Source organism: Burkholderia arboris (assembly GCF_902499125.1).
Taxonomy (GTDB): Bacteria; Pseudomonadota; Gammaproteobacteria; order Burkholderiales; family Burkholderiaceae; genus Burkholderia; species Burkholderia arboris.
The window spans coordinates 76696-103642 of the sequence record NZ_CABVPX010000013.1 but is presented as its reverse complement, the minus strand read 5'-3'; the positions used below and the strand labels follow the sequence as shown (position 1 = coordinate 103642).

The window sequence follows — 26947 nt, the reverse complement described above, 5'->3', positions numbered from 1 at the left end:
CCCCTGGGGGCAGACCGACGCGGAGAACGCATGAACCTCGAGCAGCACGCTGGCGCACGCGCGCCGAACACCTCCTCATCCCGCCCGAAAACCCTGCTGGTCAAGCACGCCGACGTGCTCGTGACCATGGACGACACGCGTCGCGAGCTGCGCGATGCCGGGCTCTATATCGAAGACAACCGGATCGTCGCGGTCGGCCCGACCGCCGAGCTGCCCGATACGGCCGACGAAGTGCTCGACCTGCGCGGCCACCTCGTGATCCCGGGGCTCGTGAACACGCACCACCACATGTACCAGAGCCTCACGCGCGCGGTGCCCGCGGCGCAGAACGCCGAGCTGTTCGGCTGGCTCACGAACCTGTACCGGATCTGGGCGCACCTGACGCCCGAGATGATCGAGGTGTCGACGCTGACCGCGATGGCCGAGCTGCTGCAGTCGGGCTGCACGACGTCGAGCGATCACCTGTACATCTACCCGAACGGCAGCCGGCTCGACGACAGCATCGGTGCCGCGCAGCGGATCGGCATGCGCTTTCACGCGAGCCGCGGCTCGATGAGCGTCGGCCAGCGCGACGGCGGGCTGCCGCCCGATTCGGTCGTCGAGCGCGAGCCCGACATCCTGCGCGACACGCAGCGCCTGATCGAGACCTATCACGACGAAGGCCGCTACGCGATGCTGCGCGTGGTGGTCGCGCCGTGCTCGCCGTTCTCGGTGAGCCGCGACCTGATGCGCGACGCGGCCGTGCTCGCGCGCGAGTACGGCGTGTCGCTGCACACGCACCTTGCGGAGAACGTCAACGACATCGCGTACAGCCGCGAGAAGTTCGGGATGACGCCGGCCGAATATGCGGAAGATCTCGGCTGGGTCGGCCACGACGTGTGGCATGCGCACTGCGTGCAGCTCGACGATGCGGGTATCGGCCTGTTCGCGCGCACCGGCACGGGCGTCGCGCACTGTCCGTGCTCGAACATGCGGCTCGCGTCGGGCATCGCGCCGGTGAAGAAGATGCGGCTCGCGGGCGTGCCGGTCGGTCTCGGCGTTGACGGCTCCGCGTCGAACGACGGCGCGCAGATGGTCGCCGAAGTACGTCAGGCGCTGCTGCTGCAGCGGGTCGGCTTCGGGCCCGATGCGATGACCGCGCGCGAAGCGCTCGAGATCGCGACGCTCGGCGGTGCGAAGGTGCTGAACCGCGACGACATCGGCGCGCTGAAGCCCGGCATGGCCGCCGATTTCGCCGCGTTCGACCTGCGCCAGCCGCTGTTCGCGGGTGCGCTGCACGATCCGGTGGCGGCGCTCGTCTTCTGCGCGCCGTCGCAGACGGCGTACACGGTGGTGAACGGGAAGGTGGTGGTGCGGGAAGGGCGGTTGGCGACGCTCGATCTGCCGCCCGTCATCGAGCGTCACAACGCGCTGGCGCACGCGCTCGTCGAGGCGTCGCGCTGAAGCAGGACTGAAGCCGTGCGGCGGCCGCCTTGCCGGGCGTGCCGCCGGCCGTCGTCGCGCCGCGAGGTTGTCGCGACGCGCCCCGCCGGCGCGGGCAGCGTGTGCCGTTACGGCTCGATCAGCGTGCGGGTGGCTTCGGCGACGAGGCTGCGCAGCCAGCGCACTTCGTCCGAGTAGTGGCAGCGTTCGTGCCACAGCTGGTAGTACTGCATCGGCGGGAAGTCGAGCGGCGCCGGCACGACCGACAGCGGCAGGAACTTCGCGTAGTGATCGGCGAACAGGCGCGTCGTCGTGAAGATCAGGTCGGACTTCACGAGCACGTACGGTGCGAGGTTGAAGTACGGCAGCGTGACGACCACGTGGCGCTTGAGGCGTTCGCGCGCGAGATGCACGTCGATCGCGCCGCGCTGGCCGACCGAGTACGGCGTCGGCGCGAGATGCGGTGCGTTCAGGTACTGGTCGAGCGTCAGCCCACCGCGCTTCGCGAACGGGTGCGTGTTGCTCATCAGGCAGACGATTTCGTCGACGAACAGGTTCGACAGGTGCAGCTGCTCGGGCGGCTCGGGCCAGTTGCCGACGACGATGTCGAGCTTGCCGTCTTCCAGCGCGAGCTCGTAGTCGAACGCGGGGCCGAGCGAATGGAACTCGAGCGTCGCGTTCGGCGCGGCCTGGCGGAAGCGTTCGACGACGGTCGGCACGAACAGCACGTTCAGGTAGTCGGGGCAGCCGATCCGGTAGCAGCGGATCGACGTGGCCGGGTCGAAGTTGTGCTGCTGGAACTTGATGCGCTCGATTTCACGCAACGCGTTCTGCACGGGCTCGAGCAGGCGCAGCCCGTATTCGGTCGGCACCATGCCGGATTTGCCGCGCACCAGCAGCGGATCGCCGGTGATGTCGCGCAGGCGCCGCAGCGCGGCGCTGATCGCCGGTTGCGACTGGTTCAGTTTGACGGCCGCGCGCGTGACGCTGCGCTCCATCAACAAGGTGTGCAAGACGCGCAAGAGGTACGTGTCGATCGCCTCGCGTTGCTGACTCATGATATCTCCGTTTTATATGGCTGGGCTGATCGAGGGGTAAGGGGGGTATATCGTTTTTAATATGAAGCCGGCCCAGCGTCAAGAGATGGATACCCGCAGACACCCGCCGGCCGGGCCACGACAAGGGGCCCGAGCGGGGTGGGAAGCGGGGAGCGCGGCGCCGCACGGATCCGTATTGCGCGGATCCGGATCGCAGCGCGGCGGGTGAGGCGGAGACGCGTCAGTCGTCGATGCGCATGCCGACCTTCAGCGTGACCTGCCAGTGCACGACCTGGTCGCCTTCGATGTGGCCGCGCGTTTCGGTCACCTGGAACCAGTGCAGGTTGTGCAGCGTCTTGCCGGCTTTCGAGATCGCGTTGCGGATCGCGTCGTCGCTCGATTGCTTCGACGAACCGGTCAGCTCGATCATCTTGTACACGTGGTCGCTCATGATGCGCTCCCTGGGATATCGGTCTGTATTGCCGGTGCAAGCCGCGGTCCCGAAGCGGTGCCGTGCGTGCCCGGCTTCTTGAGTGATAGGTATGATGGGCGGCAAGTGCAACCCATATTGGAGACGAGGAACATCGTGGAAGTCGGATTTTGCGGACCGGGATTGATGGGCGCGCCGATGATTCGGCATTTGCTGGCGGCCGGGCATCGCGTCAGCGTGTGGAATCGCTCGCGCGACAAGGCCGAGGCGCTGGTCAAGGACGGCGCGCAGGTGGTCGGCACGCCGCGTGAGCTGGCCGAACGCGTCGAGACGGTATGCGTGTGCGTGCTCGACGGCCGTGCGGTTGGCGACGTCGTATTCGGCGAGCACGGGCTGCTTTCCGGCGATGCCGCCGCGCGCCGTCTGAAGCGCATCGTCGATCATTCGAGCATTCCGCCCGCGGCGACGCGCGACTACGCGGCGCGCGCGGCTGCACTCGGCGTCGGCTGGGTCGATGCACCGGTGTCCGGCGGCGTGCCGGGCGCGCAGGCCGGCACGCTCGCGGTGATGGCCGGCGGTCGCGCGGCCGATCTCGACGCGGTGCGGCCGCTGATCGACACGTACGCGTCGCGCATCACGCACATGGGCGACGCGGGCGCGGGCCAGACGGCGAAGCTGTGCAACCAGGCGATCGTGACCGCGACGGTTACGGCCATCGCCGAGGCCGTCGGCCTCGCGCAGGCGAGCGGCATCGACGCGGCGCGTCTGGCCGAGGCGCTGGCCGGCGGCTGGGCCGACTCGGTGCTGCTGCAGACGTTCGTGCCGCGCATGACGTCGGGTGGTCATGCACCGATCGGCGCGCTCAGCACGTTCCAGAAGGATGTCGATGCGATTGCCGACGCCGCGCGCGACACGGGCGCGGTGATGCCCGTATCGGCCACGGTCCAGCAAGTGTTGCGGCTCGGCGCCGCGCAAGGGCTCGCCGGCGCCGATTTCGCGGCGTTCATCGACATCGTGCGGCCGGGCAACGGCCGTCAGCAGGCGTCGTGACGCACAAGCGGGGCACGTGAATGGCAGATGGGCCGCCCGGAGGCGGCCCATCGAATGGCAGGCGGATCAGCCGAGCGAGCGAGGTGTCGTGTCGCCGGCGTTCTGGCGGCCGAGGCCGCCGCGCAGGCTTGCCTTCGTGCCTGCACCAAACTCGGGCAGGATGCGCGCGCGCGCACGGCTTGCGAATACGAGGAAGCCGAAGCCGTTCGCTTCGTACCAGTAGCCGCCGTTCTCGAGACCGTCGAGCGGTTGCTCGAGTGCGTTGGCGATCGATTCGATGCAGCGCTTGCGCAGCTCGGCGATCGCCGGATAGGGCGGCTGGGCGCCGCGCACGCTGCACAGGAGCACGTCGAGACCGGGCAGCACGTGCGCATACAGGACGGGTTCGTCCTGCGCACGGGCGCGGGCAATCTTGGTGTCGAGTTGAGCAAACGGTTTCGAGTGGCGCAAGACCGCGAGGAATGACTCCTGGCCATCTTGCTGCGCACGCCGACGTTTTTTCGGGAAGGACATAAACACTCGCCTCAAAAACAATTGCAAGAAATGCGGCACTTTCATGCGACCCACTCCCGGCTATGTACGCCGCATGTCGATCCTTTATAGCACACGAAAATGCTGCATTCGTGCAGTACGACGATCAATGTCTCCCGTCGACCTGCTCGCCTTGATCGACACAGCCAGCGTCTTGGCGCCCGTACTGTCGTTTAGTCTCCATCATAGACCTGCTTTTCCCGCGCGTGCATTCGCCCGTCACAAAAAAGTGAGATGGGCCGCTTGCGGCGGCGCATCGCGCGCGCAATAAAAAGGCCCGCACGCGGCGGGCCTGGCGGGCGGAGCGCGCGGCGATCAGCGCTGCTTCAGCGAATCGCGGATCTCGCGCAGCAGCACGGTGTCTTCCGGCGTCGCGGCCGGCGCGGCTTCGTCCGGCTTGCGCAGCTTGTTGATGAATTTCACCATCAGGAAAATGATGAACGCGAGGATGACGAAATTGATCGCCACGGTGATGAACGAGCCGTAACCGAATGCGGCGACGCCCGCGGCCTGCAGGTCCTTGAACGAATCGGGATTACCCTTGAACGTCGGGGGGATGGTGCCGAGCAGAACGAACTTGTTCGAGAAATCCAGACCGCCGGTCAGCACACCGATGACCGGCATGATGAGATCTTTCACGACCGAATCGACGATCTTCGAGAACGCGCCGCCGATGATCACGCCGACGGCGAGATCCATCACGTTGCCCTTGACGGCGAACTCCTTGAATTCCTTGATGATGCTCATGAGCGGCTTTCTCCTGGTTGGGGCGAGGGGAAGCGTGCCGCGACGCGCGGGATTGCATTGCGTCGAATGAGGGTCGGTGGCACGCCGATGGCCGCATGATAGCGAACGCTCCCCATTGCCGGTAGTCCATCTTGAAATGATTGACAAATCCGCGCGTCGGCGCGGCCGGCCAGGCAGGGGAGCGTGGCGTGCGTGGCAGCGCGTGGCGACGCGCTGCGCAGGGTCAGGTGTTGTCGTCGGTCCAGCCGTCGTCGTTGCTGCCGAGGTCCATGCCGCCGCCGCCTCCGCCGTTGCCGTCGCTCCAGTTCGACGCGTCGCCGCGGCCGAGGTCGAAGCCCGGGTCGGCTTCCTGCCGGCGGCGCTCGCCGTCGACGATCACGTCGCGCTCGACCACGCGCTCGCGGCCGCCCGACATCGCCTCGCCGAGCAGCACGCCGGTCAGCAGCCCGCCCATCCCGCCGCCGAAACCGCCGCCTTGCTGGATCACGACGGGCGGCTGCTGTTGCGGATAGGGTTGTGGCGGGTAGGGCTGGCCCTGCGCGCCCGTCATGCGATCGGCTTCCTGCGCGTACACGGAGCCGCTGCCGTTCGCCGGCGCTGCGGGTTGCGCGGCCGGGTCGGGGCGGCCCTCGACACGGGCCTTCACGCTCGCATGGCGCTGTTCGAGCTCGTCGACGCGATACGGCGGCACCGGATTCTTGCCGTTCGACAGCGCCTCGACGAGCGTGCGCGCGTCGGTCTCGACCGCCTCGATTTCGCCCAGCAGCGCCGCGGCGCCGGGCGCCGTCGACAGCTTCGCGTCGAGTTTCAGCGGACGGATGTCGTTCAGCACGTCGGTCGCGCGCTTGAGCTGCGTGCGGCGTTCGTCGTCGGCACGGCCGTCGTCGGCCGTGCGTGCGCGCCGCAGCGTCCAGCGCAGCACCAGCGCGACGATCGCGACGATCAGCCCGAGGCCGATCCACATGCCGGTCGACGGACCGTGTTTTTCAGCCGGTACGGCGGGCGCGAGCGACGATTGCAGCGTGCCGGCCTGCGTGGCGGACGGCGCGTTGCCGCTCACGCGCGCGGCGTCGGCGCGAATGCGCGACTCGGTCTGCGCGAAGTGCGACGCGTCGGTGAAGCGCAGTTGCGGATCGAGCGTTTTCGCCTGCTGCAGTTGCGCGAGCGCGTCGGACGCGCGGCCTTCACGGTCCAGCACCTGCGCATACAGGTAGCGCGCATGCGCGTTGTTCGGATGGGCGTCGATGACTTGCGACAACTGCGTGTCGGCTTGCTGCCAGTTGCGCTGCGCGATCGATTGCTCGACCTGCTGCAACGACGGCACCGCAAACGCGGCGGACGACAGCACCATCAGCGAGAGGCCGAGTGCGGCGAGAGATTTCTTCATGGTCGAACCGGGCACCGGGGCCCGTCTCCTGACGATCGGTTCGCGCCGCGCGCCCGGGCGCGGCGCGGTTGCCCGCAGTGGCCGTTACTGCGCGGGCGTATCGAGCTGCTTCTTCAGCGCGGCGAGGCGATCCTCGACCGAGGGGCCCTTGTTCAGCGCGGCGAGCTTGTCGTCGAGCGCCTTGCCGCTCGACGTGTCGGCCGAATTCAGGCGGGCGTCCGAGCGGGCGTTCTGCAGCGCGACCTTGTCCTCGAGCTTCTGGAAATCCTCGGACAGGTTCTTGCCGCCGATGCCGCCCAGCGCGCTCGCTGCGACATCCTTCGCCTGCGCGATTTCCTGCTTGGCCTGCAGGATGTTCGAGCGCGCATTCAGGTCGTTGCGGCGCTGGCGCATGTCGGCGATCTGCCCCTTCAGCTTGTCGACCGACGGCTCGAGCGTCGTCAGCTCGGCCGCGAGCGCATCGCGCTCGGCTTCCGCGTTCGACTGCGCGGCGAGGGCCTCGCGGGCGAGCGCTTCGTCGCCGGACTGCAGCGCGCGCTTCGCGCCGTCCTCGTACTTCTTCACCTTGTCGTCGGCCGCATCGCGCTTGCTGCGCTGGGTCGCGACCTGTGCCTCGATCTCGATCAGCGAATTCTCGGCACGGCCGATGCTGTCGTCGAGCTCCCGCACGATCTGCCGTGCGTCGCGCGACGGATCCTGTACCGAATCGGCCGCATCGTTCAGCAGGCCTTTGATCGTGCGCGAAACAGAGTCGAAAAGCGACATGAAATCCTCCGTGGTTGATAGGCGCCGCGTGACCGCGGCAGTGCCCGCTGCGGGCCGGTTCCGACCCGCGTGAGCCGGTGAATATTAGACCACCGGCTCACTTAAATACGGCTTAAACGCGAGAGTTCAAGCGGCGCGTGTATCGGGATGCCGAACCTTTCGCAATTGAAAGAAAGAATCGGTAACGCGCGATATTGCGTGTCCATCATAGGCCGAGGATGCCGACAATACGTTCCGCAAATCACGGCATTGCGGGAATTTTTACAAAAAATCGCGAAGGCACCCGGTCGATTTCATTAAAATGCGCTGTCACGTCGCGGGAACGGATCGCCGCGCGGCGGGGTCTGTCGACGTGACAGCCGCATCTCGATGCACTCAATCTGATTCATCCGCTTGCATTTCCGCATGCGTCCGAGGGCGCCACGTACGCCCGCCATTCCGACATGCCAATTATCAAACGACCGCCTTCTTCTTCCGACAGGAACGAACCCCACTACACGCTGCGCCGTTCGCCGTCCGGAGCCTATTACCCCGATGACGACGATCGCGACGACGACCGCCGCGCGCAGCAGCGCAGCGGCGGCGGCGGGGGCCGCCGTCGCACGTTCGGCTCGCGCGTCGCGCTGTGGTTCGCCGGCCTGTTCGTGACGCTGGCGATCGTCGGCGCGCTGATCGTCGGCTATGCGCTGGTCGTGATGGCGCCGCAGCTGCCGTCGCTCGATGCGCTGACCAACTACCAGCCGAAGGTGCCGCTGCGCGTGTTCACGGCCGATCACGTGCTGATCGGCGAATTCGGCGAGGAGCGCCGCAGCCTCGTGCGCTTCCAGGACATTCCCGACGTGATGAAGAAGGCCGTGCTCGCGATCGAGGACTACCGCTTCTACGAACACGGCGGCGTCGATTTCGTCGGCATCCTGCGGGCGGGTGTGGCCGACCTGATGCACGGCGGCGCGCGCCAGGGTGCGAGCACGATCACGATGCAGGTTGCGCGCAACTTCTTCCTGTCGAGCGAAAAGACCTACACGCGCAAGATCTACGAAATGCTGCTCGCGTACAAGATCGAGAAGGCCCTGACGAAGGACCAGATTCTCGAGCTGTACATGAACCAGATTTATCTCGGCCAGCGTTCGTACGGTTTTGCGGCCGCCGCACGCGTGTATTTCGGCAAGGACCTGAAGGACATCACGCTCGCGGAAGCGGCGATGCTCGCGGGGCTGCCGAAGGCGCCGTCCGCGTATAACCCGGTCGTCAATCCGAAGCGCGCGAAGGTGCGTCAGGAATACATCCTGAAGCGCATGCTCGAGGTCGGCTACATCACGCAGCCGCAGTACGACGAAGCGATCAAGGAAGAGATCCACGTGCGCACGCCGGGCAACCAGTACGCGGTGCACGGCGAATATGTCGCCGAGATGGTGCGGCAGATGATGTATCAGCAGTACAAGGACGAAACCTATACGCGCGGGCTGACCGTCACGACGACGATCAACTCGGCCGATCAGGAGGCCGCGTACCAGGCCGTGCGTCGCGGCATTCTCGACTACGAGCGCCGCCACGGTTATCGCGGCCCGGAAGCATCGATCAACCTGCCTGCGGCCGGCGACGAGCGCGACGAGGCGATCGACGACGCGCTCGCCGATCACCCGGACAACGGCGACCTGCAGTCGGCGGTCGTGCTGTCGGCGTCGCCGAACGCGGTCGAGGTGCAGTTCGTCGGTGGTGCGACCACGACGATCGGGCCGGCCGGGCTGCGCTTCGTGTCGGCTGCATTGGGGCCGCGCGCGAACAACGCGCTGCGCATCAAGCCGGGCTCGGTCGTGCGCGTGCTGAAGGACGGCAAGACGGGCTGGCAGGTCGTGCAGCTGCCGCAGGTCGAAGGCGCGCTCGTCGCGATTGCCCCGCAGGACGGCGCGATCCGCTCGCTCGTCGGCGGTTTCGACTTCAACAAGAGCAAGTTCAACCACGTGACGCAGGCGTGGCGGCAGCCGGGCTCGTCGTTCAAGCCGTTCATCTACTCGGCGTCGCTCGACAAGGGTATGGGGCCGGCGACGATGATCAACGACGCGCCGCTGTACTTCCCGCCGAGCGTACCGGGCGGCACCGCGTGGGAGCCGAAGGACGACGACCAGCCGGACGGCCCGATGACGATGCGCACCGGCCTGCAGCGTTCGAAGAACCTCGTGTCGATCCGGATCCTCGCATCGATCGGCACGCAGTATGCGCAGCAGTACGTAACGCAGCGCTTCGGCTTCGATCCCGCGAAGACGCCGCCGTACCTGCCGATGGCGCTCGGCGCGGGCCTCGTGACGCCGCTGCAGCTCGCGACCGGCTATGCGGTGTTCGCGAACGGCGGCTACAAGGTCGATCCGTACCTGATCGCCGAAGTCGACGACGCGCGCGGCCAGGCACTGCAGAAGTCTCAGCCGGTGATCGCGGGCGGCACGGCGCCGCGCACGATCGAAGGCCGCAACGCGTATGTGATGAACAGCCTGCTGCACTCGGTCGCGACGGCCGGCACGGGCGCGGGTACCAACGCACTGGGCCGTAGCGACCTGCAAGGCAAGACGGGTACGACGAACGACGCGAAAGACGGCTGGTTCGCCGGTTACCAGCAGTCGCTCGTCGCGGTCGCGTGGATGGGCTTCGACCAGCCGAAGAGTCTCGGCAGCCGTGAATTCGGCGCGCAGCTCGCGTTGCCGATCTGGGTGAACTACATGCGCACCGCGCTGAACGGCGTGCCCGAGCAGCAGATGCCGATGCCGGACGGCCTGACCTCGATCGACGGCGAGCTGTACTACGCCGATCGCACGCCGGGCAACGGCTTCGTCGCGAACGTCGACATCAACCCGGCCGAGAACGCGATCAGCGCGAACGACGCGCTGGGTTCGGCCGGCGCGGCAGGGCTTGCGCCGCCGCCTGTCACGCCGCAGGAGAAGCAGCAGATCATGGACATGTTCGAGAGCAAGTAAGCGGTACGCTGTTCTTCAGACATGAGACGGGCGCCTTCGGGCGCCCGTTTTTTTGCGCGAACGGCCGGCAGCGGGAGAAGGGGCGTCAGAACGATGCGCAGGCCGGCACGACCGTGATGCCGACCGATTGCTGGTGGAAGCGCTGCAGGTACGCTTGCCGGATCGCGGCGAGCCGCGTACGCGTGTCGGGCGTATCGTCGGCGATGATCCGGATCACGAAGCTGTCTTCGCGCGTGACGCCGCCGGTCGTGCGGTCGCGCCACTGGCCGTGCGTGTCCCAGTAGGTGAGGCCGTCGGGAAAGCGTGGCGTGACGGTGTCGGCGAGAAACGCCGCGCGTTCCGCATCGGTGACGGGGCCGCGCCCCGTGATGTCGCGCCCGAACAGCAGGTCGGCCTGGAGCATGCGGCTTTCGCCCGGTTGCGTGCAGGACGCCGGTTGCGCGTTGGCGACGGGCGAGGGCGCCGTCGCGCAACCGGCGAGCAGCGTGAGCGCCACCGCGCATGCGACCAACGGCCGCATCTGCCCATTTCGTGACGATTGACCTTCGCGCGCGCAAAACGCTGCGCGCTCAACCACTTGCGTGCTTGTCCGGCGGGTTATCAACAGGGCTGTCAACATAATCTGGGGATAACCCTAGGTTGGCCTGCGTGTGCCCGATGTGGGGTCAGTGCTGCAGTTTTGCGTGCGCGAGATGCATGCCGAGCGTGCCGGGGTCGGTGTTCGTGCCCGACAGCAGCACGCCGACGCGCTTGCCCTGCAGCGTTTCGCGCAGCGGGCCGAGGAGTGCTGCGAGCGCGGCCGCGCAGGCCGGCTCGACCGACAGCTTCAGGTGCGTGAACAGGAACAGCATCGCGGCGCGCAGCGCGTCGTCGGATACGGTGACGATGCGGTCGACGTGACGCCGGCACAGCTGGTAGCTGTATTCCTCGGTATGCGGCGCCATCAGCGAATCGGCGATCGTCTGCATCGCGCTCATCTTGATCGTGTGGTTGGCCGCAAAGCTGCGGCTCATTGCGTCGGCGCCTTCCGGCTCGACGCCGTACACGTGCACGCGCGGATTCGCGAGCCGCAACGCGGTCGCCATGCCGGCCGCGAGCCCGCCGCCGCCGATCGGCACGATCACCGCGTCGAGGTCGGGCGTTTGCGTCGCCCACTCGTAGCCGAGCGTCGCGGTGCCGAGGATCGTGTGATAGCCGTTGAACGGATGGATGAAGAAGCGGCCTTCCTCGGCCTCGATGCGCCGCACGAGATCGAACGCCTGCGACGCGCTGCCCGCGAGCACCACTTCCGCGCGGTATTGCTTGCATTGCGCGATGCGCGCCGGGCTCGCGGTATGGAACATCACGACCTTCGCGCTGCTGCCGAGCCGCATGGCCGCATACGCGACGGCCGCCGCGTGATTGCCGGCCGACACGCAGGTCACGCCCGCGTTCTTGCGCGCCTCGTCGAGCGCGAGCAGGTGCGTGAACGCGCCGCGCGCCTTGAAGCTGCCGCTCGCCTGCAGCAGCTCGAACTTGAAGTTGACGTGCGTGCCTTCGAGGGACGGCAGGTCGGCGCGCTCGAACACGGGCGTGCGCGCGACCCACGGCGACAAAGCGAAATGCTGCGCGGCGATTTCGTCGAGCGTCGGAATCGGCTCGCCGTCGATCGTCGTATGGGCCGTGCCCTGTTGTTCAGTCGACATGACGTGGCGGGTGGCGGAGTGGGTCGGCCCGCACACGCGAGCCGGCGTGGCGGGAGGCAGTCAGTGCGCGTCGACCGACATGCTGCGGATGAACTTGCGCAGGAACTGCTCGCAGCCGGCGAGCTGCGCGAGCTCGACATACTCGTTCGGCTTGTGCGCCTGCTCGATGTTGCCGGGCCCGCACACGACGCTCGGGATGCCCGCGCGTTCGAACAGGCCGGCCTCGGTGCCGTACGCGACCTTGCGCTTGTCCTGGTCGGCCGTCAGCGCGCGCACGAGCTGCGTGATCGCGGCCTGTTCGGTCGCGTCGAGGCCCGGCGCCGCGGCGATCTTCGAGAATTCGATCGCGGCGTTCGGATGCTCGCGCAGCATCTGCGGCAACAGCGTTTCCCGCGCATACGCTTCGATGCGCGTGAAGATCTGCTCGGGATCGAGCGTCGGCAGGTTGCGGAATTCGAAGTCGAAGCGGCACTCGGCCGGTACCGTGTTGATCGCGTTGCCGCCCTGGATCGTGCTCGTCTGCGCGGTCGTGAACGGCACGTCGTACAGTGCGTCGAACGGGCCTTCGGCGCGGAAGCGGTCGGCGATGTCGCGAATATGGCAGATGAGGCGCGCCGCATACTCGATCGCGTTGAGCCCCTTCGGCGTCAGCGACGAATGCGCCGCGTGGCCGCGTACGCAGCAGCGGTACGCGTTGATGCCCTTGTGCGCGATGATCGGCCGCATGCTGGTCGGTTCGCCGACGATGCAGCCGGACGGCTGCACGCCGCGCTTCACGAGGTCGGCGATCATCAGCGGCGCGCCCGCACAGCCGATTTCCTCGTCGTAGGACAGTGCGAAATGGATCGGCTGCGCGAGCCTGGTTGCCTGCATCTCGGGCAGCAGCGCGAGGGCCGTGCCGATGAAGCCCTTCATGTCGCAGGTGCCGCGGCCGTACAGGCGGCCGTCGCGGATTTCCGGCGCGAACGGGTTGCTGTCCCATTGCTGGCCGTCGACCGGCACGACGTCGGTATGCCCCGACAGCACGATGCCGCCGTTGGTCGAGCCGTCGTGCGCGGGCACGGTCGCGAACAGGTTCGCCCAGCCTTCGCGCGGATCGTGCGTGATCGTCGACGCGATCCCTTTCGCGGCGAGTGCGTCGCGCACCGTTTCGATCAGGCCGAGGTTCGGCACGCGGCTCGTCGTGTCCATCGACACCAGTTGCTTGACCCACGGCAGGCTGACAAGGGATGCATCGCCCTGGGTTGCGGCGGACGGCGCCGTCGCGTCGAGAGTGGACATGGCAAAACTCCGTCTGATGAATGGGAAAATCATACTCAAAAACGCGCCGGCCCGCCTGCGTCGGGCGCGATGCGGTGCAGCAACGTCGCGCCCGTCAGTATCGCGTCAGCGCGCCGCGGCGGCCGCGCCCTGTTTCGGGCCGAGCGCGCGCAGCGTTTCCTTGATCGTCGACACGCGGATCGCGAGATCGGGCGAGCGCGTTTCGATGCGCAGCTTGTCCTGCCCCGCGAGCTTGATGTGGCGATGCTTCTGCACCATCTCGATGATCCGCATCGGATCGATCGGCGGATTCGGCTCGAACTGCAGCCCGATCGCCACCTCGCTCGCGTCGATCTTCACGATGCCGAGCGGCTTCGCGGCGATCCGCAGCCGGTGCGTCTCGACGAGTGCGTGCGCCTGCGGCGGCAGCTTGCCGAAGCGGTCGATCAGTTCTTCCTGGATGCCGTCGATCGCGTCGCCGTGTTCGCAGTTCGCGAGCCGCTTGTACAGCGACAGCCGCTCCTGCACGTCTGCGCAGTAGTCGGCCGGCAGGATCGCCGGCGCGTGCAGGTTGATTTCCGTCGTGGCGGCGAGCGGGGCGGTGAGGTCGGGCTCCTTGCCGTTCTTCAGCGCCTTCACCGCGTCGTTCAGCATGTCCGTGTAGAGCTGGAAGCCGATCTCGTGGATCTCGCCCGACTGCTTGTCGCCGAGCACTTCGCCGGTGCCGCGGATCTCCAGGTCGTGCATCGCGAGATAGAAGCCCGAACCGAGTTCCTCCATCTGCTGGATCGCCTCGAGCCGGCGCTGCGCCTGCTTGGTCAGCGACTGCGGATCGTGGACCAGCAGGTACGCATAGGCCTGGTGGTGCGAGCGGCCGACGCGGCCGCGCAGCTGGTGCAGCTGCGCGAGGCCGAACTTGTCCGAGCGGTGCATGATGATCGTGTTCGCGCTCGGCACGTCGATGCCGGTCTCGATGATGGTCGTGCACAGCAGCACGTTCGCGCGCTGCGCGACGAAATCGCGCATCACGCGTTCGAGTTCGCGCTCGTGCATCTGGCCGTGCGCGATCACGATCCGCGCCTCGGGCACGAGCGCCTCGAGCATCGCCTTGCGGTTCTCGATCGTCTCGACCTCGTTGTGCAGGAAGTACACCTGGCCGCCGCGCTTCAGTTCGCGCAGCATCGCCTCGCGGATCACGCTTTCTTCCTCGCGGCGCACGAAGGTCTTGATCGCGAGCCGCTTCTGCGGCGCGGTCGCGATGACCGAGAAATCGCGCAGCCCTTCGAGCGCCATCCCGAGCGTACGCGGGATCGGCGTCGCGGTGAGCGTCAGCACGTCGACTTCCGCGCGCAGCGCCTTCAGCGCTTCCTTCTGGCGCACGCCGAAGCGGTGTTCCTCGTCGATGATCACGAGGCCGAGGCGCTTGAACTGCACGTCCGACGACAGCAGCTTGTGCGTGCCGATCACGATGTCGACGCTGCCTTCGTTGATCTGCGCGATGGCCGCGTTCACTTCCTTCGCGGTCTTGAAGCGCGACAGCTCGACGATCCGCACCGGCCAGTCGGCGAAGCGGTCGGCGAAGGTTTGCGTGTGCTGTTCGGCGAGCAGCGTGGTCGGCGACAGCAGCGCGACCTGCTTGCCGCCCAGCACCGCGATGAACGCGGCGCGCAGCGCGACCTCGGTCTTGCCGAAGCCGACGTCGCCGCACACGAGGCGATCCATCGGCTTGCCGCTCGTCATGTCGCCGATCACGGCCGCGATCGCGGCGGCCTGGTCGGGCGTCTCCTCGAAGCCGAAGCTTTCCGCGAATTTCACGTAGTCGCGCGGGTCGAGCGAGAACGCGTGGCCTTCGCGGGCCGCGCGGCGCGCGTACAGGTTCAGCAGTTCGGCGGCCGTGTCGCGGATCTGCTGGGCGGCCTTGCGCTTCGCGCGCTCCCACTGGCCGGAGCCGAGCGCGTGCAGCGGTGCGCTGTCGGGATCGGCGCCGCTGTAGCGCGAGATCACGTGCAATTGGGCGACGGGCACGTAGAGCTTGCTGTCGCCCGAGTATTCGAGATGCAGGAATTCGGTTTCGCCTTCGCCGAGGTCCATCGACACGAGGCCCATGTAGCGGCCGATGCCGTGCTGCGCATGGACGACCGGGTCGCCGACCTTCAGCTCGGACAGGTCGCGCACCATCGCGTCGACGTTGCTGGCCTGTTCCTGCCGGCGGCGGCCCGCGCGGCGGCCGAGCGCGCCGTACAGCTCGGTTTCGGTGACGATCGCGTAGCCTTCGCCCGGCACCGAGAAACCGCTCGACAGCGGCGCGACGCCGAGCGCGAAGCGTTCGTCGCTCGCGAGCCAGCCCGCGAAGTGGTCGTTCGATGCGGGGCGCAGGTGGTGCTCGGCGAGCAGTTGCAGGATCGTTTCGCGGCGGCCGGCCGATTCGACCGTCAGCAGCACGCGCTTGCCCGACGATTCGACGAAGGTGCGCAGCGACGCGAGCGGGTCGTCCGCATGGCGGTCGACGGTCAGCTCGGGCAGCGCGGTCGCCCAGCCGCCGGGCGGCTGCGCGGGCAGCACGACGCGCGCGAACGGCTTCGCGAACGCGAAGAAATCCTCGTCGGACAGGAACAGCCGCTGCGGCTCGAGGATCGGCCGCTCGCGATCGTGCGCGAGGAACGCGTGGCGCTGCTTCGTATCGGCGGTGAAGCGGCGGATCGACGCTTCGAGATCGCCGGTGAACACGAGGTGCGCGTCCTGCGGCAGGTAGTGGAACAGCGTGGCCGTTTCGTCGAAGAACAGCGGCAGGTAATACTCGATGCCGGCCGACGGCACGCCGTTGCCGATGTCCTTGTAGATCGGCGCGCGGCTCGGGTCACCCTCGAAAGTTTCGCGCCAGCGGCTGCGGAAGGCCGTGCGCGCGGCTTCGTCGAACGGGAACTCGCGGCCGGGCAACAGGCGCACGTCGCGCACCGGGTAGAGGCTGCGCTGCGTGTCGGGGTCGAACGCGCGGATCGAGTCGACCTGGTCGTCGAACAGGTCGATCCGGTACGGCAGCGGCGAGCCCATCGGGTACAGGTCGATCAGCGAGCCGCGGACGCAGTATTCGCCGGGCCGCACGACCTGGCTCACGTGCTCGTAGCCGGCCAGCGTCAGCTGCGCCTTCAGCTTCGCCTCGTCGAGCCGCTCGCCCTGCGCGAACGCGAACGTGTACGCGGCCATGAACGACGCAGGCGGCATCCGGTACAGCGCGGTGGTCGCGGGCACGAGCAGGATGTCGCAGCGGCCTTCGCCGAGGTCGTGCAGCGTGGCAAGCCGCTCGGACACGAGGTCCTGGTGGGGCGAGAACGTGTCGTACGGCAGCGTTTCCCAGTCCGGCAGCAGGCGCACGCGCGCGTCGGGCGAAAAATAGCGGATTTCCTGCGACAGCCGTTGCGCGTCGACCGCGTTCGCGCAGATCACCGCGAGGAGCGGCACGTCCTGGCGATTGTCGGCGAGATAGCGGGCGATGGCGAGCGCGTCGGCGGAGCCGTGCGTGCCGTCGAAGGCGAAGCGCTGGCCGGGTTTGACGCGCGCAACGGGTGAGGCGGACGGGTTGGAGGCGTTATCTGGCATAGGGACGACAGGGGTGGCGTGCACGGGCGCATCGCGGTGCGCCGGTCGAGACGAAAGACCTATTATAAAATCCGCTTCTCGATTTCATCTTTCCGGCGTTTCCCTTCGTGACTCCCCGACTTTTCGCCCTGATTCCCTGTGCCGGCACCGGCAGCCGTTCCGGCTCCGCCGTGCCGAAGCAATACCGCACGCTGGCCGGCCGCGCGCTGCTGCACTACACGCTCGCCGCGTTCGACGCGTGCAGCGAGTTCGCGCAGACGCTCGTCGTGCTCGCGCCCGACGATTCCCATTTCGACGCGCGCCGCTTCGCGGGCCTGCGCTTTGCGGTACGCCGCTGCGGCGGCGGCTCGCGGCAGGCGTCGGTGCTGAACGGGCTGCTTGAGCTGGCCGAATTCGGCGCGACCGACCAGGACTGGGTGCTCGTGCACGACGCGGCGCGCCCCGGCATCACGCCGGAGCTGATCCGCACGCTCGTCGCGACGCTGAAGGACGACCCGGTCGGCGGCATCGTCGCGCTGCCGGTGGCCGATACGCTCAAGCGCGTGCCGGCCGGCGGCGACGCGATCGCGCGCACCGAGTCGCGCGACGCGCTGTGGCAGGCGCAGACGCCGCAGATGTTCCGCATCGGCATGCTGCGCGAGGCGATCCTGCGCGCGCAGCGCGAAGGGCACGACCTGACCGACGAAGCCAGCGCGATCGAATGGGCGGGCCACACGCCGCGCGTCGTGCAGGGCAGCCTGCGCAATTTCAAGGTCACGTACCCGGAAGATTTCGCGCTCGCGGAGGCGATCCTCGCGCGCCCCGCGAACGCTTCCTGACTTTCACCCCCATCTCAATCGGAACACGCATGGATTTCAGAATCGGACAAGGCTACGACGTGCACCAGCTCGTCGAAGGGCGCCCCCTCATCATCGGCGGCGTGACGATTCCGTACGAGCGCGGCCTGCTCGGCCACTCGGATGCGGACGTGCTGCTGCACGCGATCACCGACGCGCTGTTCGGCGCGGCGGCGCTCGGCGACATCGGCCGCCATTTCTCCGACACGGACGCGGCATTCAAGGGCGCGGACAGCCGCGTGCTGCTGCGCGCATGCGCCGAGCGCGTGAAGGCGACCGGTTTCACGATCCAGAACGTGGACAGCACCGTGATCGCCCAGGCGCCGAAGCTCGCGCCGCATATCGACGGGATGCGCGCGAACATCGCGGCCGATCTCGGGCTGCCGCTCGATCGCGTGAACGTGAAGGCGAAGACCAACGAGAAGCTCGGCTATCTCGGCCGCGGCGAAGGCATCGAGGCGCAGGCCGTCGCGCTGCTGGTGAAGCAGGGCGCCTGACGGCCGCGTGCGGCGGCGCGCGGTTCGCGCCGCGCACCGGGCCGCGGAAATGAAAAATGCCACGCATCAGCGTGGCATTTTCGTTTGAAACGGACGCCGCGCGCGGCATCGCTGCCGGTCGGGCGGCGCAACCGCTTATTCGCCTTCGGCGGCGATCACTTGCGCGGCGGCATTGATCACCGACGCGATGCGGCCGACGTCGCGCAGTTGCGTGACGGTCATCCCTTGCTCGTTCTTCAGCAGCGCATAGTGCGACTTCACGCAGAAGTGGCACTTGCCGACGATCGACGCGGCGAGCGCGTACATCTCGAACTTGCGCTTGTCGACGCCACCGTGCGTCGCATACGCGCCCATCCGCAGCTCGGCGCGTTGCGTCTTCAGGTCGGCGTCGTCGGCCATTTCGACATACGGATACCAGGTGTTGTTCATCCCCATCAGCGCGGCCGCCGTCAGCACGGCGTTCGTTTCTTCGGGCGACAGGACGCCGGCTTCGCGGATCGTCTTGATGAGCACCGTGCTCTTCGCGGCGATGGCCGCCGCCAGCGCGACGCCGACCGCGTCGGTGCCTTCGAGCGACGAGCGCGAGATCGTGCCGTCGAGGTTCAGGCGAATGTCCTTCGCGTAGTCGGGGATACGTGCCTTAATCGAGTCGATGAATTCCATTGATATCTCCTATGGGTTGGCCGTTAAAAAAGCCCGCAGGCAGGACGTGCGCCGCGGGCTTCGTGCATCGATGCGCTTACAGCGTTGCGCCGCCGACTGCACGGTTGCACGGGCACAGTTCGTCCGTTTGCAGGCCGTCCAGAATACGCAGGACTTCTTCCGGGCTGCGGCCGACGTTCAGGTTGTTCACCGAAACGTGCTGGATCGTGTTGTCCGGATCGACGATGAACGTTGCACGCAGGGCCACGCCGGCTTCCTTGTCGCGCACGCCGAGCTGGTCGATCAGCTCGCCCTTGACGTCGCCGAACGCGTAGTGGTTCAGCTTGTCGAGGTCCTTGTGCTCACGGCGCCATGCGAGCTTGACGAATTCGTTGTCCGAGCTGCCGCCCAGCAGGATGGCATCGCGCTCTTCGAACTGCTTCGTGAGCTTCGCGAACTCGACGATTTCCGTCGGGCACACGAACGTGAAATCCTTCGGATAGAAGTAGATGATCTTCCACTTGCCCGGGAACGACGCTTCGGTGACGGTCTCGAATGCCGACTGGCCGTTTTCCTCGTGATGGTTGAAGCCCGGCTTCGCGGCTACGACGGTGAAAGCTTCGAGTTTATCGCCCACGGTTTTCATGCGGATACTCCTGTATGAGTTGGGAAGAAGACTGAGTCAAGCTACCTCGGTGCTGCAACGATGATGTGACAGCATGGGCAAAACTATAACACTATTAGTAAAGTACTTCAATAGATTTTGACTAACGATCTTCATAGCTTTTTTCAACCGGATCGATAGTGTGACGTGCAGGATGCGTGCGCGAGCGCGTCACGCGGTCGCACGCGCCTTGCCGGCGCCGGGGAATTCGACCGTGGCTTCGAGGCCCGCTTCGGGGTTGCGGTTGCGCAGGCGCAGCGCGCCGCGATAGCGGCCGACGAGCCGCAGCACGATCGCCATCCCGAGGCCGGTGCCGTCCGCCTTGGTGCGCGCGGTGTCGACGCGGTAGAACGGCCGCATCACGAGCGGCAGTTGATCCTCGGGGATGCCGGGGCCTTCGTCGCTCACCGACAGCTCGACGCGCGCATGCGTCACGCGCGTCTCGACCGTGATGCGCGAGATGCCGTCGTGCTTGCTCTGGCCGTACTTGCGCGCATTCTCGACGAGGTTGCCGATCACGCGGCGCATGTCGGTCTCGTCGGCTTCGATGATCGCGCTCGGCGCGAGCCGCGTGCGGATCTCGACGCCGTCCTCGCCCGACACGCGCGCGGCAACTTCCTGCGCGATCGACGACAGGTCGATCGGCTCGGGCTTGCGCTGCGACGGGCGCGCGTAGTCGATGAAGGCCGCGATGATGCGGTCCATCTGCTCGATGTCGTCGACCATTGCGTCCTTGGTCGCCTGGTCGGACGGGCTCATCTCGGTTTCGAGCCGCAGCCGCGCGAGCGGCGTGCGCAGGTCGTGCGAAATGCCCGCGAGCATCAGCGCGCGATCGGCCTCGAGCTGTTCGAGATCGCGCACCATCTGGTTGAAGCTGCGGTTGGTCTCGGCCGCGACGCCCATGCCGCGCTCGGGCAGCAGCTCGGGTGTCTGGCCCGAGCCGATCTGCCGCGCGGCGAGCGCGAGCCGCGAGAACGGCCGGTTCACGAGGCTCGTGATGAACGCGGAGCCGAACAGCGACAGCGCGAGTGCGAACAGCCCCCAGCCGGCCCACTGCAGGCCCGTGACGTTGTCGAGCTGGTCGCGGTCGAGCGCGACCCAGTAATCGTCGTCGTCGATCTTGAAGCTGATCCACACGCCGGGAATGTCGTTGACCGACTGCGCGATCACGGTGTCGTCGCCGAGGCGGCTGCGGATGTCGTGTTCGATCAGGCGGTTCAGCGATTCGTCGGGCTGCAGCTTGAACTTGTCGGTTTTCTCGCGCGGGTACACGCGCACGCCCTCGTTGCTCTCGAGATCCTGCAGCAGCGCGCGCCGCAGATCGGGATCGGAATAGAGCAGGGCGGTGCGCGTGAGCTTCACGACCGCGACGAGCTGCAGCGCGACGCGCTGCGCACGCGGCTCGCGCTCGATCACGCGAAAGCTCTGGAACCACGCGGCGAGACTGACCGAGATCAGCAGCGCGATCAGCAGGAAGGTGCGCCAGAACAGCCCGCCGAACGCGAGCTGCAGGAGGCGCCGGTCGATACGCATGGGACGGGCCGTGGGCGGGCGAAACCGGGAAGGAAAAAGGTCAGGCGGCGCCGTCGGGGATGAACACGTAGCCGAGGCCCCAGACGGTCTGGATGAAGCGCGGGCTGCCCGGATCCGGTTCGATCAGCTTGCGCAGGCGCGAGATCTGTACGTCGAGGCTGCGGTCGAACACTTCGTATTCACGGCCGCGTGCGAGCTCCATCAGCTTTTCACGCGACAGCGGCTGGCGCGGATGGCGTGCGAACACCTTCAGCACCGAGAATTCGCCGGTCGTCAGCGGAATTTCCTGGCCCGACTTCGTCAGCGTGCGCGTGGCGAGGTTCAGCGAGAATTCGCCGAACTCGAACACCTCGGTGGTTTCCGACGGTGCGCCCGGCAGTTCGGCCGGCGCCTGGCGGCGCAGCACCGCATGAATGCGCGCGACGAGTTCGCGCGGGTTGAACGGCTTCGGCAGGTAGTCGTCGGCGCCCATTTCGAGGCCGACGATGCGATCGACGTCCTCGCCCTTCGCGGTGAGCATGATGATCGGCGTGCGGTCGTTGCTGCCGCGCAGGCGGCGGCAGATCGACAGGCCGTCTTCGCCAGGCAGCATCAGGTCGAGCACGAGCAGGTCGAAACGCTCGCGTACCCAGAGCTTGTTCATCGCGGTCGCGTTTTCCGCGACGTATACGTTGAAACCCTGCTCGCCGAGATAGCGGCGCAGCAGATCGCGCAGGCGAGGGTCGTCGTCGACGACGAGAATCTTGGAGGGGTTTTTCGTTTCCATGATCGGCATCTTATCGCGAATGGGAATTGACGCACGGCCACGTATTTTCGTGCGTTACAGTCGGTTACAAAATTTACCCGTAGTGTCGCGCCGAGTAAAGGCAGGCTATAGAGATTCCTTTACTCGAAGCCGAAATTCGGTAGATACTCCCCTGCACTCCATCATTCATCTTTGTACACCCGATTTCCGCAGGGTTTTTCAAGTACCAGAGGTAGCCGGTTGCCGCGTGACGAAGGGAACAAATCGACCAAAGAAGCGAGGACGGTCATGCGATCTGCCCGGATTGCACTGATGCTGACGATCGCGCTTGCCGGTCCGTATGCGTCGAACTTCGCGTATGCGCAGCGCCCCGAGCAGGGCGCACCGTCGCGCAAGCTGCCGCGCGGCAAGGCGCCGCAGTCCGACCGTACCGCCGAGATGACGGTTCGTTCCGCCGTGCCTCCCGATCTCGATCAGCACCGCCGCGACGGGCACATGACGCCCGAGGAGCGGCACCTGCTGCGCCAGCACATCGAAGACGCCGTTCGCGAGCTGTACAAGCGCTGACATGCACCGTCTTTCCCCCTGCGCGGCCATCCCGCGCGGAAAGAATTCGTAGCACTTTTTCCGTCAACTTTCGCCTGCCGAATGCCGTTGTACTGGCATCCGCACCGCCGGTGCGTTCCGGGAGTCCATGACGATGAAAGCGAACGCTGCCGCACCGGCGCCGTCGCCTGCCATGCAGTCGCCGCTCGATGCCGACGACGCACTGTTTTTCCTGAGCCGCACCGGTTTCTCCCCCGCGCCCGCCGACGTCGCGCGCATCGTCGGCATGACACGCGCGCAGGCCGTGGCCGACACCCTCGGCGGCGTGCGGCACGAACCCGTCACGACCTGGCCCGACTGGATCGCCGAGCTGCCGCCGACGCGCGCGCAGCGCCAGGCGCTGACCCCCGACATGCGGCGCGACGAGCAGCGCGAGCGCAACGTCCGCTACGATGCGTTGCGCGCGGCCTGGGTCAACGAGATGGTCGTCACGCCGTCGCCGCTGACCGAGCGCATGACGCTGTTCTGGCACGGGCACTTCACGTCGGGGCAGGACAAGGTGCCTTACCCGCAGACGATGGCCGCGCAGAACGCGCTGTTTCGCCGCGAGGCGCTCGGCAACTTCGGCACGCTGCTGCACGCGGTCGCGAAGGATCCGGCGATGCTGCAGTATCTCGACGGCGCGAGCAATCGCAAGGGGCGTCCGAACGAGAATTTCGCGCGCGAGGTGATGGAGCTGTTCACGCTCGGCGAAGGGCATTACACGCAGTACGACGTGACCGAAGCCGCGCGCGCGATGACGGGCTGGACGATCGATCCCGACACGCTGCGCTTCGAGGCGCGGCCCGAGTGGCACGATGCCGGCGACAAGACGATCCTCGGCGAAACGGGGCCGTTCGACGGCGACGGCTTTCTCGACGTTCTGCTGAAGCGGCCGGGCACTGCACGCTTCATCGCCGGCAAGCTGTGGCGCGAGTTCGTGTCCGATACGCCCGATCCCGGCGCGCTCGATGCGGTGGCCGAACGGTTTCGCGCGAGCGGCTACGATATTCGCGCGGCGCTCGCCGCGCTGTGGTCGACCGACGCGTTCTGGGATCCGCGCAACCGCGGCGTGCTCGTCAAGTCGCCGGCGGAATTCGTCGTCGGGTCGGTGCGGCTGTTCGACGTGGCGTACGGCGATCCGCAGATGCTCGCGAACACCGTGCGCACGCTCGGGCAGAACCTGTTCTATCCGCCGAACGTGAAGGGCTGGCCGGGCGGTGCGCTGTGGATCAACAGCACCACGCTGCTGTCGCGCAAGCAGTTCGTCGAGCAGTTGTTCCGTGCGACGGAGACGGCCGGCATGCACCCGCCGGCGCACCCGATGGCGCCGCCGCCGAATGCGCGTGCGCACGCGATGCCGGTGGCCGACACGGCGTCCGCGGCCGGCATGCGCGGCACGCCCGCGAAACCGGCGCGCGGCGGCCTGCGTTTCGACCTCGAACGCTGGCTGGCACAGTATCGTGCGCGGCCGCAGGCGATCGCGGGATTGTCGACCGAGCTTCAACTGCAGCACGCGGTGCTGCAGCTGTCGCCGGTCGCGGCGATCGACACGGATTCGACCGGCAGCGCGTACCTCGAGGCGCTGCTGATGGATCCGGCCTATCAACTGAAATGATTCGAACGACGACGAAGCGGGGCGCCGCCGCGGCAAAGGTGCCGGACGGCGAACCAAAGGATGCGCGATGAACCGACGTGATTTTCTGACGCTGACGGGCGCTGCGGCCGCGGCCGGCGTGTCGATGTGGCAAGCGCCCGCGATGGCGGCTGCCGCGACGCAGGCGGGGCGGCAGCCGGCGGCCGGGTATGCGAACGTGCTGATCCTCGTCGAGCTGAAGGGCGGCAACGACGGCCTCAACACGGTGGTGCCGTACGCGGACCCGCTGTACTACACGTTCCGGCGCAGCATCGGCATCAAGCGCGAGCAGGTGCTGCAGCTCGATGCGCACACGGGGCTGCACCCGTCGCTTGCGCCGCTGATGCCGCTGTGGCGCGACGGGCAGGTCGCGGTCGTGCAGGGCGTCGGCTATCCGCAGCCGAACCTGTCGCATTTCCGCTCGATCGAGATCTGGGACACCGCATCGCGCTCGGACCAGTACCTGCATGAAGGCTGGCTCACGCGCACGTTTGCGCAGGCGCCCGTGCCGCCCGGTTTCGCGGCGGACGGCGTCGTGCTCGGCAGCGCCGAAATGGGGCCGCTGTCGAACGGCGCGCGTGCGATCGCGCTCGTCAATCCCGCGCAGTTCATCCGGGCGGCCCGGCTCGCCGAGCCGTCGTCGCTGCGCGAGCAGAACCCTGCGCTCGCGCACATCATCGACGTCGAGAACGACATCGTGAAGGCGGCCGACCGGCTGCGCCCGCGTGGCGGGATGCGTGAATTCAGGACGGCCTTTCCGGCCGGCGCGTTCGGCACGTCGGTGAAGACCGCGATGCAGGTGCTGGCCGCATGCGAGGCGTCCGGGCCCGGCGCGCAGGATGGCGTCGCGGTGCTGCGCCTGACGCTCAACGGCTTCGACACGCACCAGAACCAGCCGGGGCAGCAGGCCGCGCTGCTCAAGCAGTTCGCGGAAGGGATGAGTGCGATGCGCGGCGCGTTGATCGAACTCGGGCGCTGGAACCAGACGCTCGTGATGACGTATGCGGAATTCGGGCGGCGCGTGCGCGAGAACCAGAGCAACGGCACCGATCACGGCACGGCCGCGCCGCATTTCGTGATGGGCGGCCGCGTGGCCGGCGGGCTGTACGGTGCGCCGCCGGCGCTCGGCCGGCTCGACGGCAACGGCAACCTGCCGGTCTCGGTGGATTTCCGCCAGCTCTACGCGACCGTGCTCGGGCCGTGGTGGGGGCTCGACGCGACGCGCGTGCTGCAGCAGCGCTTCGACACGCTGCCGCTGTTGAAGGCGTGACGCGTGGGGGTCAGCGGCGGCGCGACGCGCGCCACGCGATCCACAGCTTGCGGATCGGCGTCAGCGCGATGCGCTGGTGCAGCACCTGGTAGCCGTCGCGCTCGATTTCGTCGAGCAGCGCGCCGGCCAGTGCGAGCTGCGCGCGCAGCGTGCGCTGCGCGCGGCGTTCGGTCGCGGGGATCGCCGCTTCGGCGGCCGCGAGCGCTTCGCGTGCGCGGGCCGTCTGGAATTGCAGCAATTCGGTGAAGGCCGGGCTGTAGCGGCCATTCAGCAGATCGGCCGCGGTCACGTTGTAGCGTTGCAGTTCGTCGATCGGCAAATAGATGCGGCCGTGGCGCGCGTCGTTGCCGAGTTCCTGCACGAACTGCGCGAGCATCAGCGCGCGGCCGGCATCCGCGGCCCACGGTTGCGGGTCGGCCGGGTTCGTGGAACTGGCGCGCGCAACCAGCGACGCGAACGTGCCGCCGACCTGCGCGATATAGCGCTGCAGGTTCGCGAAATCGAGGTAGCGCGCCTGTTCGAGGTCCATCCCGTAGCCGTTGACGAGTGTGCGCAACGCATCGGCCTCGGCGGCGATCGCCGGATGATGTTGCGCGAGCGCCTTCGTGACGGGGTGCGACGGCTGGCCGTCGGCGAGCGCTGCGAGTTCCTTGTGCCACCACGCGAGCTTCGTGTGCCCGACGGTCGGGTCGCTGGTTTCCTTGACGGTTTCCTCGAGTTCGCGGCGCAGCGCGAACAGCGCGGTGAGGCGCGGCTGCGTGGCGAGTGGCGCCTGGCGTAGCGCGTAGTAGGCGCTGGAGCCTGCGGGGGCAGCCTTTTGCTGACAGTAGTCGTCGAAGTTCACGGGCGGAATCGGGTGGGGGCGGGTTCGGGGGACGCGCGGCGGCGCGGTGCCGAAACGTCGAGCGCGGCATTCTAGCACCGCGGCACGACGGGTGCCGGCAGGGCGAGACAAGGCCGCGCGGATCGGGTAGAATCTCGCGCTCGCCTGATCGGGCGTGCCGGTTTTCGGGCCGGCGTGATGTCCCGGGCGCGTGGCGCATGTATCTTGCGTGCCGCGCGGTCAGGCGACGGAAATTGCGCGTGAGTGGCGAAATTGGTAGACGCACCAGGTTTAGGTCCTGACGCCCGCAAGGGTGTGCCGGTTCGAGTCCGGCCTCACGCACCAGAAGTCGGACGCCCCCCGTCAGGGGTCGTTCACGAAAAAGCGCTGCCGGTCGGCTGACCGCAGCGCTTTTTTGTTGGTGCGAATATTCTCCGGACAGGCAGGCCTCTCACGGAAAACCGAGTCGCGTGTAATATCGTGCTCACGTTTCATGCAAGACGCACAACAAAACCGAGAGGCCGCCGATGAAAAACACCATACGCATCCCGATTTCCGTTCTGACGCTGATGCTGGCCGCGCCGGCATTCGCCAATACGCCTGCCGACAACATCGCGTGGAGTGCCAAACCGGTACAGACGGTTACGTCGACGTCGTCGGCGTGTTCCGCGTACTCGGGGCGGGTGATGTCGAGCGGCGAGTCGCTGTCGGCCGAGAACGTGCTGAAAGCGCTCGGCACGTCGCTGGCGGGCGCCTTGCTGGGCGTCGTCACTGGCGGATATCAGGGCGGGGTCTCCAATCCGTGCCCGCGTCCCGGCCTGTGACCGGCGTGCATGCGA

Annotated in this window: 24 protein-coding genes and 1 tRNA gene; 10 read left to right on the top strand and 15 right to left on the bottom strand. The window is 67.4% G+C overall.

Going from position 1 to position 26947, the window contains the following annotated elements:
- Nucleotides 1–30 precede the first annotated feature (30 nt).
- Nucleotides 31–1443, top strand: a complete 1413-nt coding sequence (locus BLA15945_RS17600; protein WP_059233901.1) for an 8-oxoguanine deaminase — start codon at nt 31–33, stop codon at nt 1441–1443.
- Between the two features lie 107 nt (nt 1444–1550).
- Here the strand turns inward: BLA15945_RS17600 and BLA15945_RS17595 are convergent, their stop codons facing one another.
- Together BLA15945_RS17595 and BLA15945_RS17590 are read right to left on the bottom strand one after the other, a co-directional pair.
- Complete coding sequence (locus BLA15945_RS17595) at nt 1551–2480, bottom strand: LysR substrate-binding domain-containing protein (RefSeq protein WP_006490213.1); 930 nt, start codon at nt 2478–2480, stop codon at nt 1551–1553.
- Between the two features lie 220 nt (nt 2481–2700).
- Nucleotides 2701–2910 (bottom strand): dodecin, encoded by a 210-nt coding sequence (locus BLA15945_RS17590; protein WP_011352399.1) that lies wholly within the window; start codon nt 2908–2910, stop codon nt 2701–2703.
- Between the two features lie 135 nt (nt 2911–3045).
- On the opposite strand from BLA15945_RS17590, the gene BLA15945_RS17585 reads away from it, so the two are divergent.
- Entirely contained in the window at nt 3046–3939 is an 894-nt protein-coding gene (locus tag BLA15945_RS17585) for an NAD(P)-dependent oxidoreductase (protein WP_174993016.1), read from the top strand.
- Nucleotides 3940–4005: 66 nt separating this feature from the next.
- Here BLA15945_RS17585 and BLA15945_RS17580 read toward each other — a convergent pair whose 3' ends face one another.
- From BLA15945_RS17580 to BLA15945_RS17565, 4 genes are all read right to left on the bottom strand, one after another.
- On the bottom strand, nt 4006–4452 hold the full coding sequence (locus tag BLA15945_RS17580) for a hypothetical protein (RefSeq protein WP_027784713.1): 447 nt from the start codon (nt 4450–4452) through the stop codon (nt 4006–4008).
- A 333-nt stretch (nt 4453–4785) separates the two neighbouring features.
- Complete coding sequence (gene mscL, locus BLA15945_RS17575; RefSeq protein WP_059233903.1) at nt 4786–5217, bottom strand: large conductance mechanosensitive channel protein MscL; 432 nt, start codon at nt 5215–5217, stop codon at nt 4786–4788.
- A 223-nt stretch (nt 5218–5440) separates the two neighbouring features.
- Complete coding sequence (locus BLA15945_RS17570; protein ID WP_174993015.1) at nt 5441–6604, bottom strand: tetratricopeptide repeat protein; 1164 nt, start codon at nt 6602–6604, stop codon at nt 5441–5443.
- 84 nt (nt 6605–6688) lie between these two features.
- The gene (locus tag BLA15945_RS17565; RefSeq protein WP_059233905.1) at nt 6689–7369 is read right to left on the bottom strand and encodes a PspA/IM30 family protein; all 681 of its coding nucleotides are present in this window, start codon (nt 7367–7369) and stop codon (nt 6689–6691) included.
- Nucleotides 7370–7812: 443 nt separating this feature from the next.
- Between BLA15945_RS17565 and BLA15945_RS17560 the strand changes: the two genes are divergently transcribed.
- On the top strand, nt 7813–10335 hold the full coding sequence (locus BLA15945_RS17560; RefSeq protein ID WP_059233906.1) for a penicillin-binding protein 1A: 2523 nt from the start codon (nt 7813–7815) through the stop codon (nt 10333–10335).
- Between the two features lie 85 nt (nt 10336–10420).
- Here the strand turns inward: BLA15945_RS17560 and BLA15945_RS17555 are convergent, their stop codons facing one another.
- From BLA15945_RS17555 to mfd, 4 genes are all read right to left on the bottom strand, one after another.
- Nucleotides 10421–10855 carry a DUF3574 domain-containing protein gene (locus BLA15945_RS17555; protein WP_174993014.1) on the bottom strand — a complete coding sequence of 145 codons (435 nt, stop codon included), beginning with the start codon at nt 10853–10855 and terminating at the stop codon, nt 10421–10423.
- Between the two features lie 145 nt (nt 10856–11000).
- Complete coding sequence (locus tag BLA15945_RS17550) at nt 11001–12020, bottom strand: threonine/serine dehydratase (protein ID WP_174993013.1); 1020 nt, start codon at nt 12018–12020, stop codon at nt 11001–11003.
- Between the two features lie 60 nt (nt 12021–12080).
- A complete protein-coding gene (gene argE, locus BLA15945_RS17545) occupies nt 12081–13301 on the bottom strand; it encodes an acetylornithine deacetylase (RefSeq protein ID WP_059233909.1) in 1221 nt (406 codons plus the stop codon).
- Between the two features lie 105 nt (nt 13302–13406).
- The gene (gene mfd, locus BLA15945_RS17540; RefSeq protein WP_059233910.1) at nt 13407–16877 is read right to left on the bottom strand and encodes a transcription-repair coupling factor; all 3471 of its coding nucleotides are present in this window, start codon (nt 16875–16877) and stop codon (nt 13407–13409) included.
- Between the two features lie 107 nt (nt 16878–16984).
- Here mfd and ispD point away from each other — a divergent pair, with 107 nt between their 5' ends.
- Nucleotides 16985–17695 carry a 2-C-methyl-D-erythritol 4-phosphate cytidylyltransferase gene (ispD, locus tag BLA15945_RS17535; RefSeq protein ID WP_059233911.1) on the top strand — a complete coding sequence of 237 codons (711 nt, stop codon included), beginning with the start codon at nt 16985–16987 and terminating at the stop codon, nt 17693–17695.
- Nucleotides 17696–17724: 29 nt separating this feature from the next.
- Nucleotides 17725–18210 carry a 2-C-methyl-D-erythritol 2,4-cyclodiphosphate synthase gene (gene ispF / locus BLA15945_RS17530; RefSeq protein WP_174993012.1) on the top strand — a complete coding sequence of 162 codons (486 nt, stop codon included), beginning with the start codon at nt 17725–17727 and terminating at the stop codon, nt 18208–18210.
- A 135-nt stretch (nt 18211–18345) separates the two neighbouring features.
- Here ispF and BLA15945_RS17525 read toward each other — a convergent pair whose 3' ends face one another.
- From BLA15945_RS17525 to ompR, 4 genes are all read right to left on the bottom strand, one after another.
- Nucleotides 18346–18873 carry a carboxymuconolactone decarboxylase family protein gene (locus BLA15945_RS17525; protein ID WP_011352388.1) on the bottom strand — a complete coding sequence of 176 codons (528 nt, stop codon included), beginning with the start codon at nt 18871–18873 and terminating at the stop codon, nt 18346–18348.
- A gap of 76 nt (nt 18874–18949) precedes the next feature.
- On the bottom strand, nt 18950–19498 hold the full coding sequence (locus BLA15945_RS17520; protein ID WP_011352387.1) for a peroxiredoxin: 549 nt from the start codon (nt 19496–19498) through the stop codon (nt 18950–18952).
- A 189-nt stretch (nt 19499–19687) separates the two neighbouring features.
- On the bottom strand, nt 19688–21049 hold the full coding sequence (locus BLA15945_RS17515) for an ATP-binding protein (RefSeq protein WP_059233913.1): 1362 nt from the start codon (nt 21047–21049) through the stop codon (nt 19688–19690).
- A gap of 40 nt (nt 21050–21089) precedes the next feature.
- Nucleotides 21090–21824 carry an osmolarity response regulator transcription factor OmpR gene (ompR, locus tag BLA15945_RS17510; protein ID WP_006478565.1) on the bottom strand — a complete coding sequence of 245 codons (735 nt, stop codon included), beginning with the start codon at nt 21822–21824 and terminating at the stop codon, nt 21090–21092.
- Between the two features lie 258 nt (nt 21825–22082).
- Between ompR and BLA15945_RS17505 the strand changes: the two genes are divergently transcribed.
- The 3 genes from BLA15945_RS17505 (at nt 22083) to BLA15945_RS17495 (ending at nt 25285) form a co-directional block, all read left to right on the top strand.
- Complete coding sequence (locus tag BLA15945_RS17505; protein ID WP_059233914.1) at nt 22083–22361, top strand: hypothetical protein; 279 nt, start codon at nt 22083–22085, stop codon at nt 22359–22361.
- A gap of 133 nt (nt 22362–22494) precedes the next feature.
- Entirely contained in the window at nt 22495–23997 is a 1503-nt protein-coding gene (locus BLA15945_RS17500; RefSeq protein ID WP_174993011.1) for a DUF1800 domain-containing protein, read from the top strand.
- Nucleotides 23998–24064: 67 nt separating this feature from the next.
- Complete coding sequence (locus BLA15945_RS17495) at nt 24065–25285, top strand: DUF1501 domain-containing protein (RefSeq protein ID WP_059233915.1); 1221 nt, start codon at nt 24065–24067, stop codon at nt 25283–25285.
- 10 nt (nt 25286–25295) lie between these two features.
- Here BLA15945_RS17495 and hpnD read toward each other — a convergent pair whose 3' ends face one another.
- A complete protein-coding gene (gene hpnD / locus BLA15945_RS17490) occupies nt 25296–26129 on the bottom strand; it encodes a presqualene diphosphate synthase HpnD (protein ID WP_059233916.1) in 834 nt (277 codons plus the stop codon).
- A gap of 237 nt (nt 26130–26366) precedes the next feature.
- Here hpnD and BLA15945_RS17485 point away from each other — a divergent pair.
- Both BLA15945_RS17485 and BLA15945_RS17480 read left to right on the top strand, forming a co-directional pair.
- A tRNA-Leu gene (locus tag BLA15945_RS17485) sits at nt 26367–26453 on the top strand.
- Between the two features lie 182 nt (nt 26454–26635).
- Complete coding sequence (locus BLA15945_RS17480; RefSeq protein WP_059233917.1) at nt 26636–26932, top strand: hypothetical protein; 297 nt, start codon at nt 26636–26638, stop codon at nt 26930–26932.
- Nucleotides 26933–26947: the final 15 nt, after the last annotated feature.

Bases quoted from the DNA above. Each gene is read 5' to 3' on its own strand.
- BLA15945_RS17560 (WP_059233906.1), top strand. From the start codon at position 7,813: ATGCCAATTATCAAACGACCGCCTTCTTCTTCCGACAGGAACGAACCC.
- BLA15945_RS17555 (WP_174993014.1), bottom strand. From the start codon at position 10,855: ATGCGGCCGTTGGTCGCATGCGCGGTGGCGCTCACGCTGCTCGCCGGT.
- BLA15945_RS17565 (WP_059233905.1), bottom strand. From the start codon at position 7,369: ATGTCGCTTTTCGACTCTGTTTCGCGCACGATCAAAGGCCTGCTGAAC.
- BLA15945_RS17505 (WP_059233914.1), top strand. From the start codon at position 22,083: ATGCGATCTGCCCGGATTGCACTGATGCTGACGATCGCGCTTGCCGGT.
- BLA15945_RS17520 (WP_011352387.1), bottom strand. From the start codon at position 19,498: ATGAAAACCGTGGGCGATAAACTCGAAGCTTTCACCGTCGTAGCCGCG.
- mfd (WP_059233910.1), bottom strand. From the start codon at position 16,877: ATGCCAGATAACGCCTCCAACCCGTCCGCCTCACCCGTTGCGCGCGTC.
- ispF (WP_174993012.1), top strand. From the start codon at position 17,725: ATGGATTTCAGAATCGGACAAGGCTACGACGTGCACCAGCTCGTCGAA.
- BLA15945_RS17570 (WP_174993015.1), bottom strand. From the start codon at position 6,604: ATGAAGAAATCTCTCGCCGCACTCGGCCTCTCGCTGATGGTGCTGTCG.
- mscL (WP_059233903.1), bottom strand. From the start codon at position 5,217: ATGAGCATCATCAAGGAATTCAAGGAGTTCGCCGTCAAGGGCAACGTG.
- BLA15945_RS17495 (WP_059233915.1), top strand. From the start codon at position 24,065: ATGAACCGACGTGATTTTCTGACGCTGACGGGCGCTGCGGCCGCGGCC.
- argE (WP_059233909.1), bottom strand. From the start codon at position 13,301: ATGTCCACTCTCGACGCGACGGCGCCGTCCGCCGCAACCCAGGGCGAT.
- BLA15945_RS17500 (WP_174993011.1), top strand. From the start codon at position 22,495: ATGAAAGCGAACGCTGCCGCACCGGCGCCGTCGCCTGCCATGCAGTCG.
- BLA15945_RS17525 (WP_011352388.1), bottom strand. From the start codon at position 18,873: ATGGAATTCATCGACTCGATTAAGGCACGTATCCCCGACTACGCGAAG.
- BLA15945_RS17550 (WP_174993013.1), bottom strand. From the start codon at position 12,020: ATGTCGACTGAACAACAGGGCACGGCCCATACGACGATCGACGGCGAG.
- BLA15945_RS17480 (WP_059233917.1), top strand. From the start codon at position 26,636: ATGAAAAACACCATACGCATCCCGATTTCCGTTCTGACGCTGATGCTG.
- ompR (WP_006478565.1), bottom strand. From the start codon at position 21,824: ATGCCGATCATGGAAACGAAAAACCCCTCCAAGATTCTCGTCGTCGAC.
- BLA15945_RS17595 (WP_006490213.1), bottom strand. From the start codon at position 2,480: ATGAGTCAGCAACGCGAGGCGATCGACACGTACCTCTTGCGCGTCTTG.
- BLA15945_RS17515 (WP_059233913.1), bottom strand. From the start codon at position 21,049: ATGCGTATCGACCGGCGCCTCCTGCAGCTCGCGTTCGGCGGGCTGTTC.
- BLA15945_RS17580 (WP_027784713.1), bottom strand. From the start codon at position 4,452: ATGTCCTTCCCGAAAAAACGTCGGCGTGCGCAGCAAGATGGCCAGGAG.
- BLA15945_RS17600 (WP_059233901.1), top strand. From the start codon at position 31: ATGAACCTCGAGCAGCACGCTGGCGCACGCGCGCCGAACACCTCCTCA.
- BLA15945_RS17590 (WP_011352399.1), bottom strand. From the start codon at position 2,910: ATGAGCGACCACGTGTACAAGATGATCGAGCTGACCGGTTCGTCGAAG.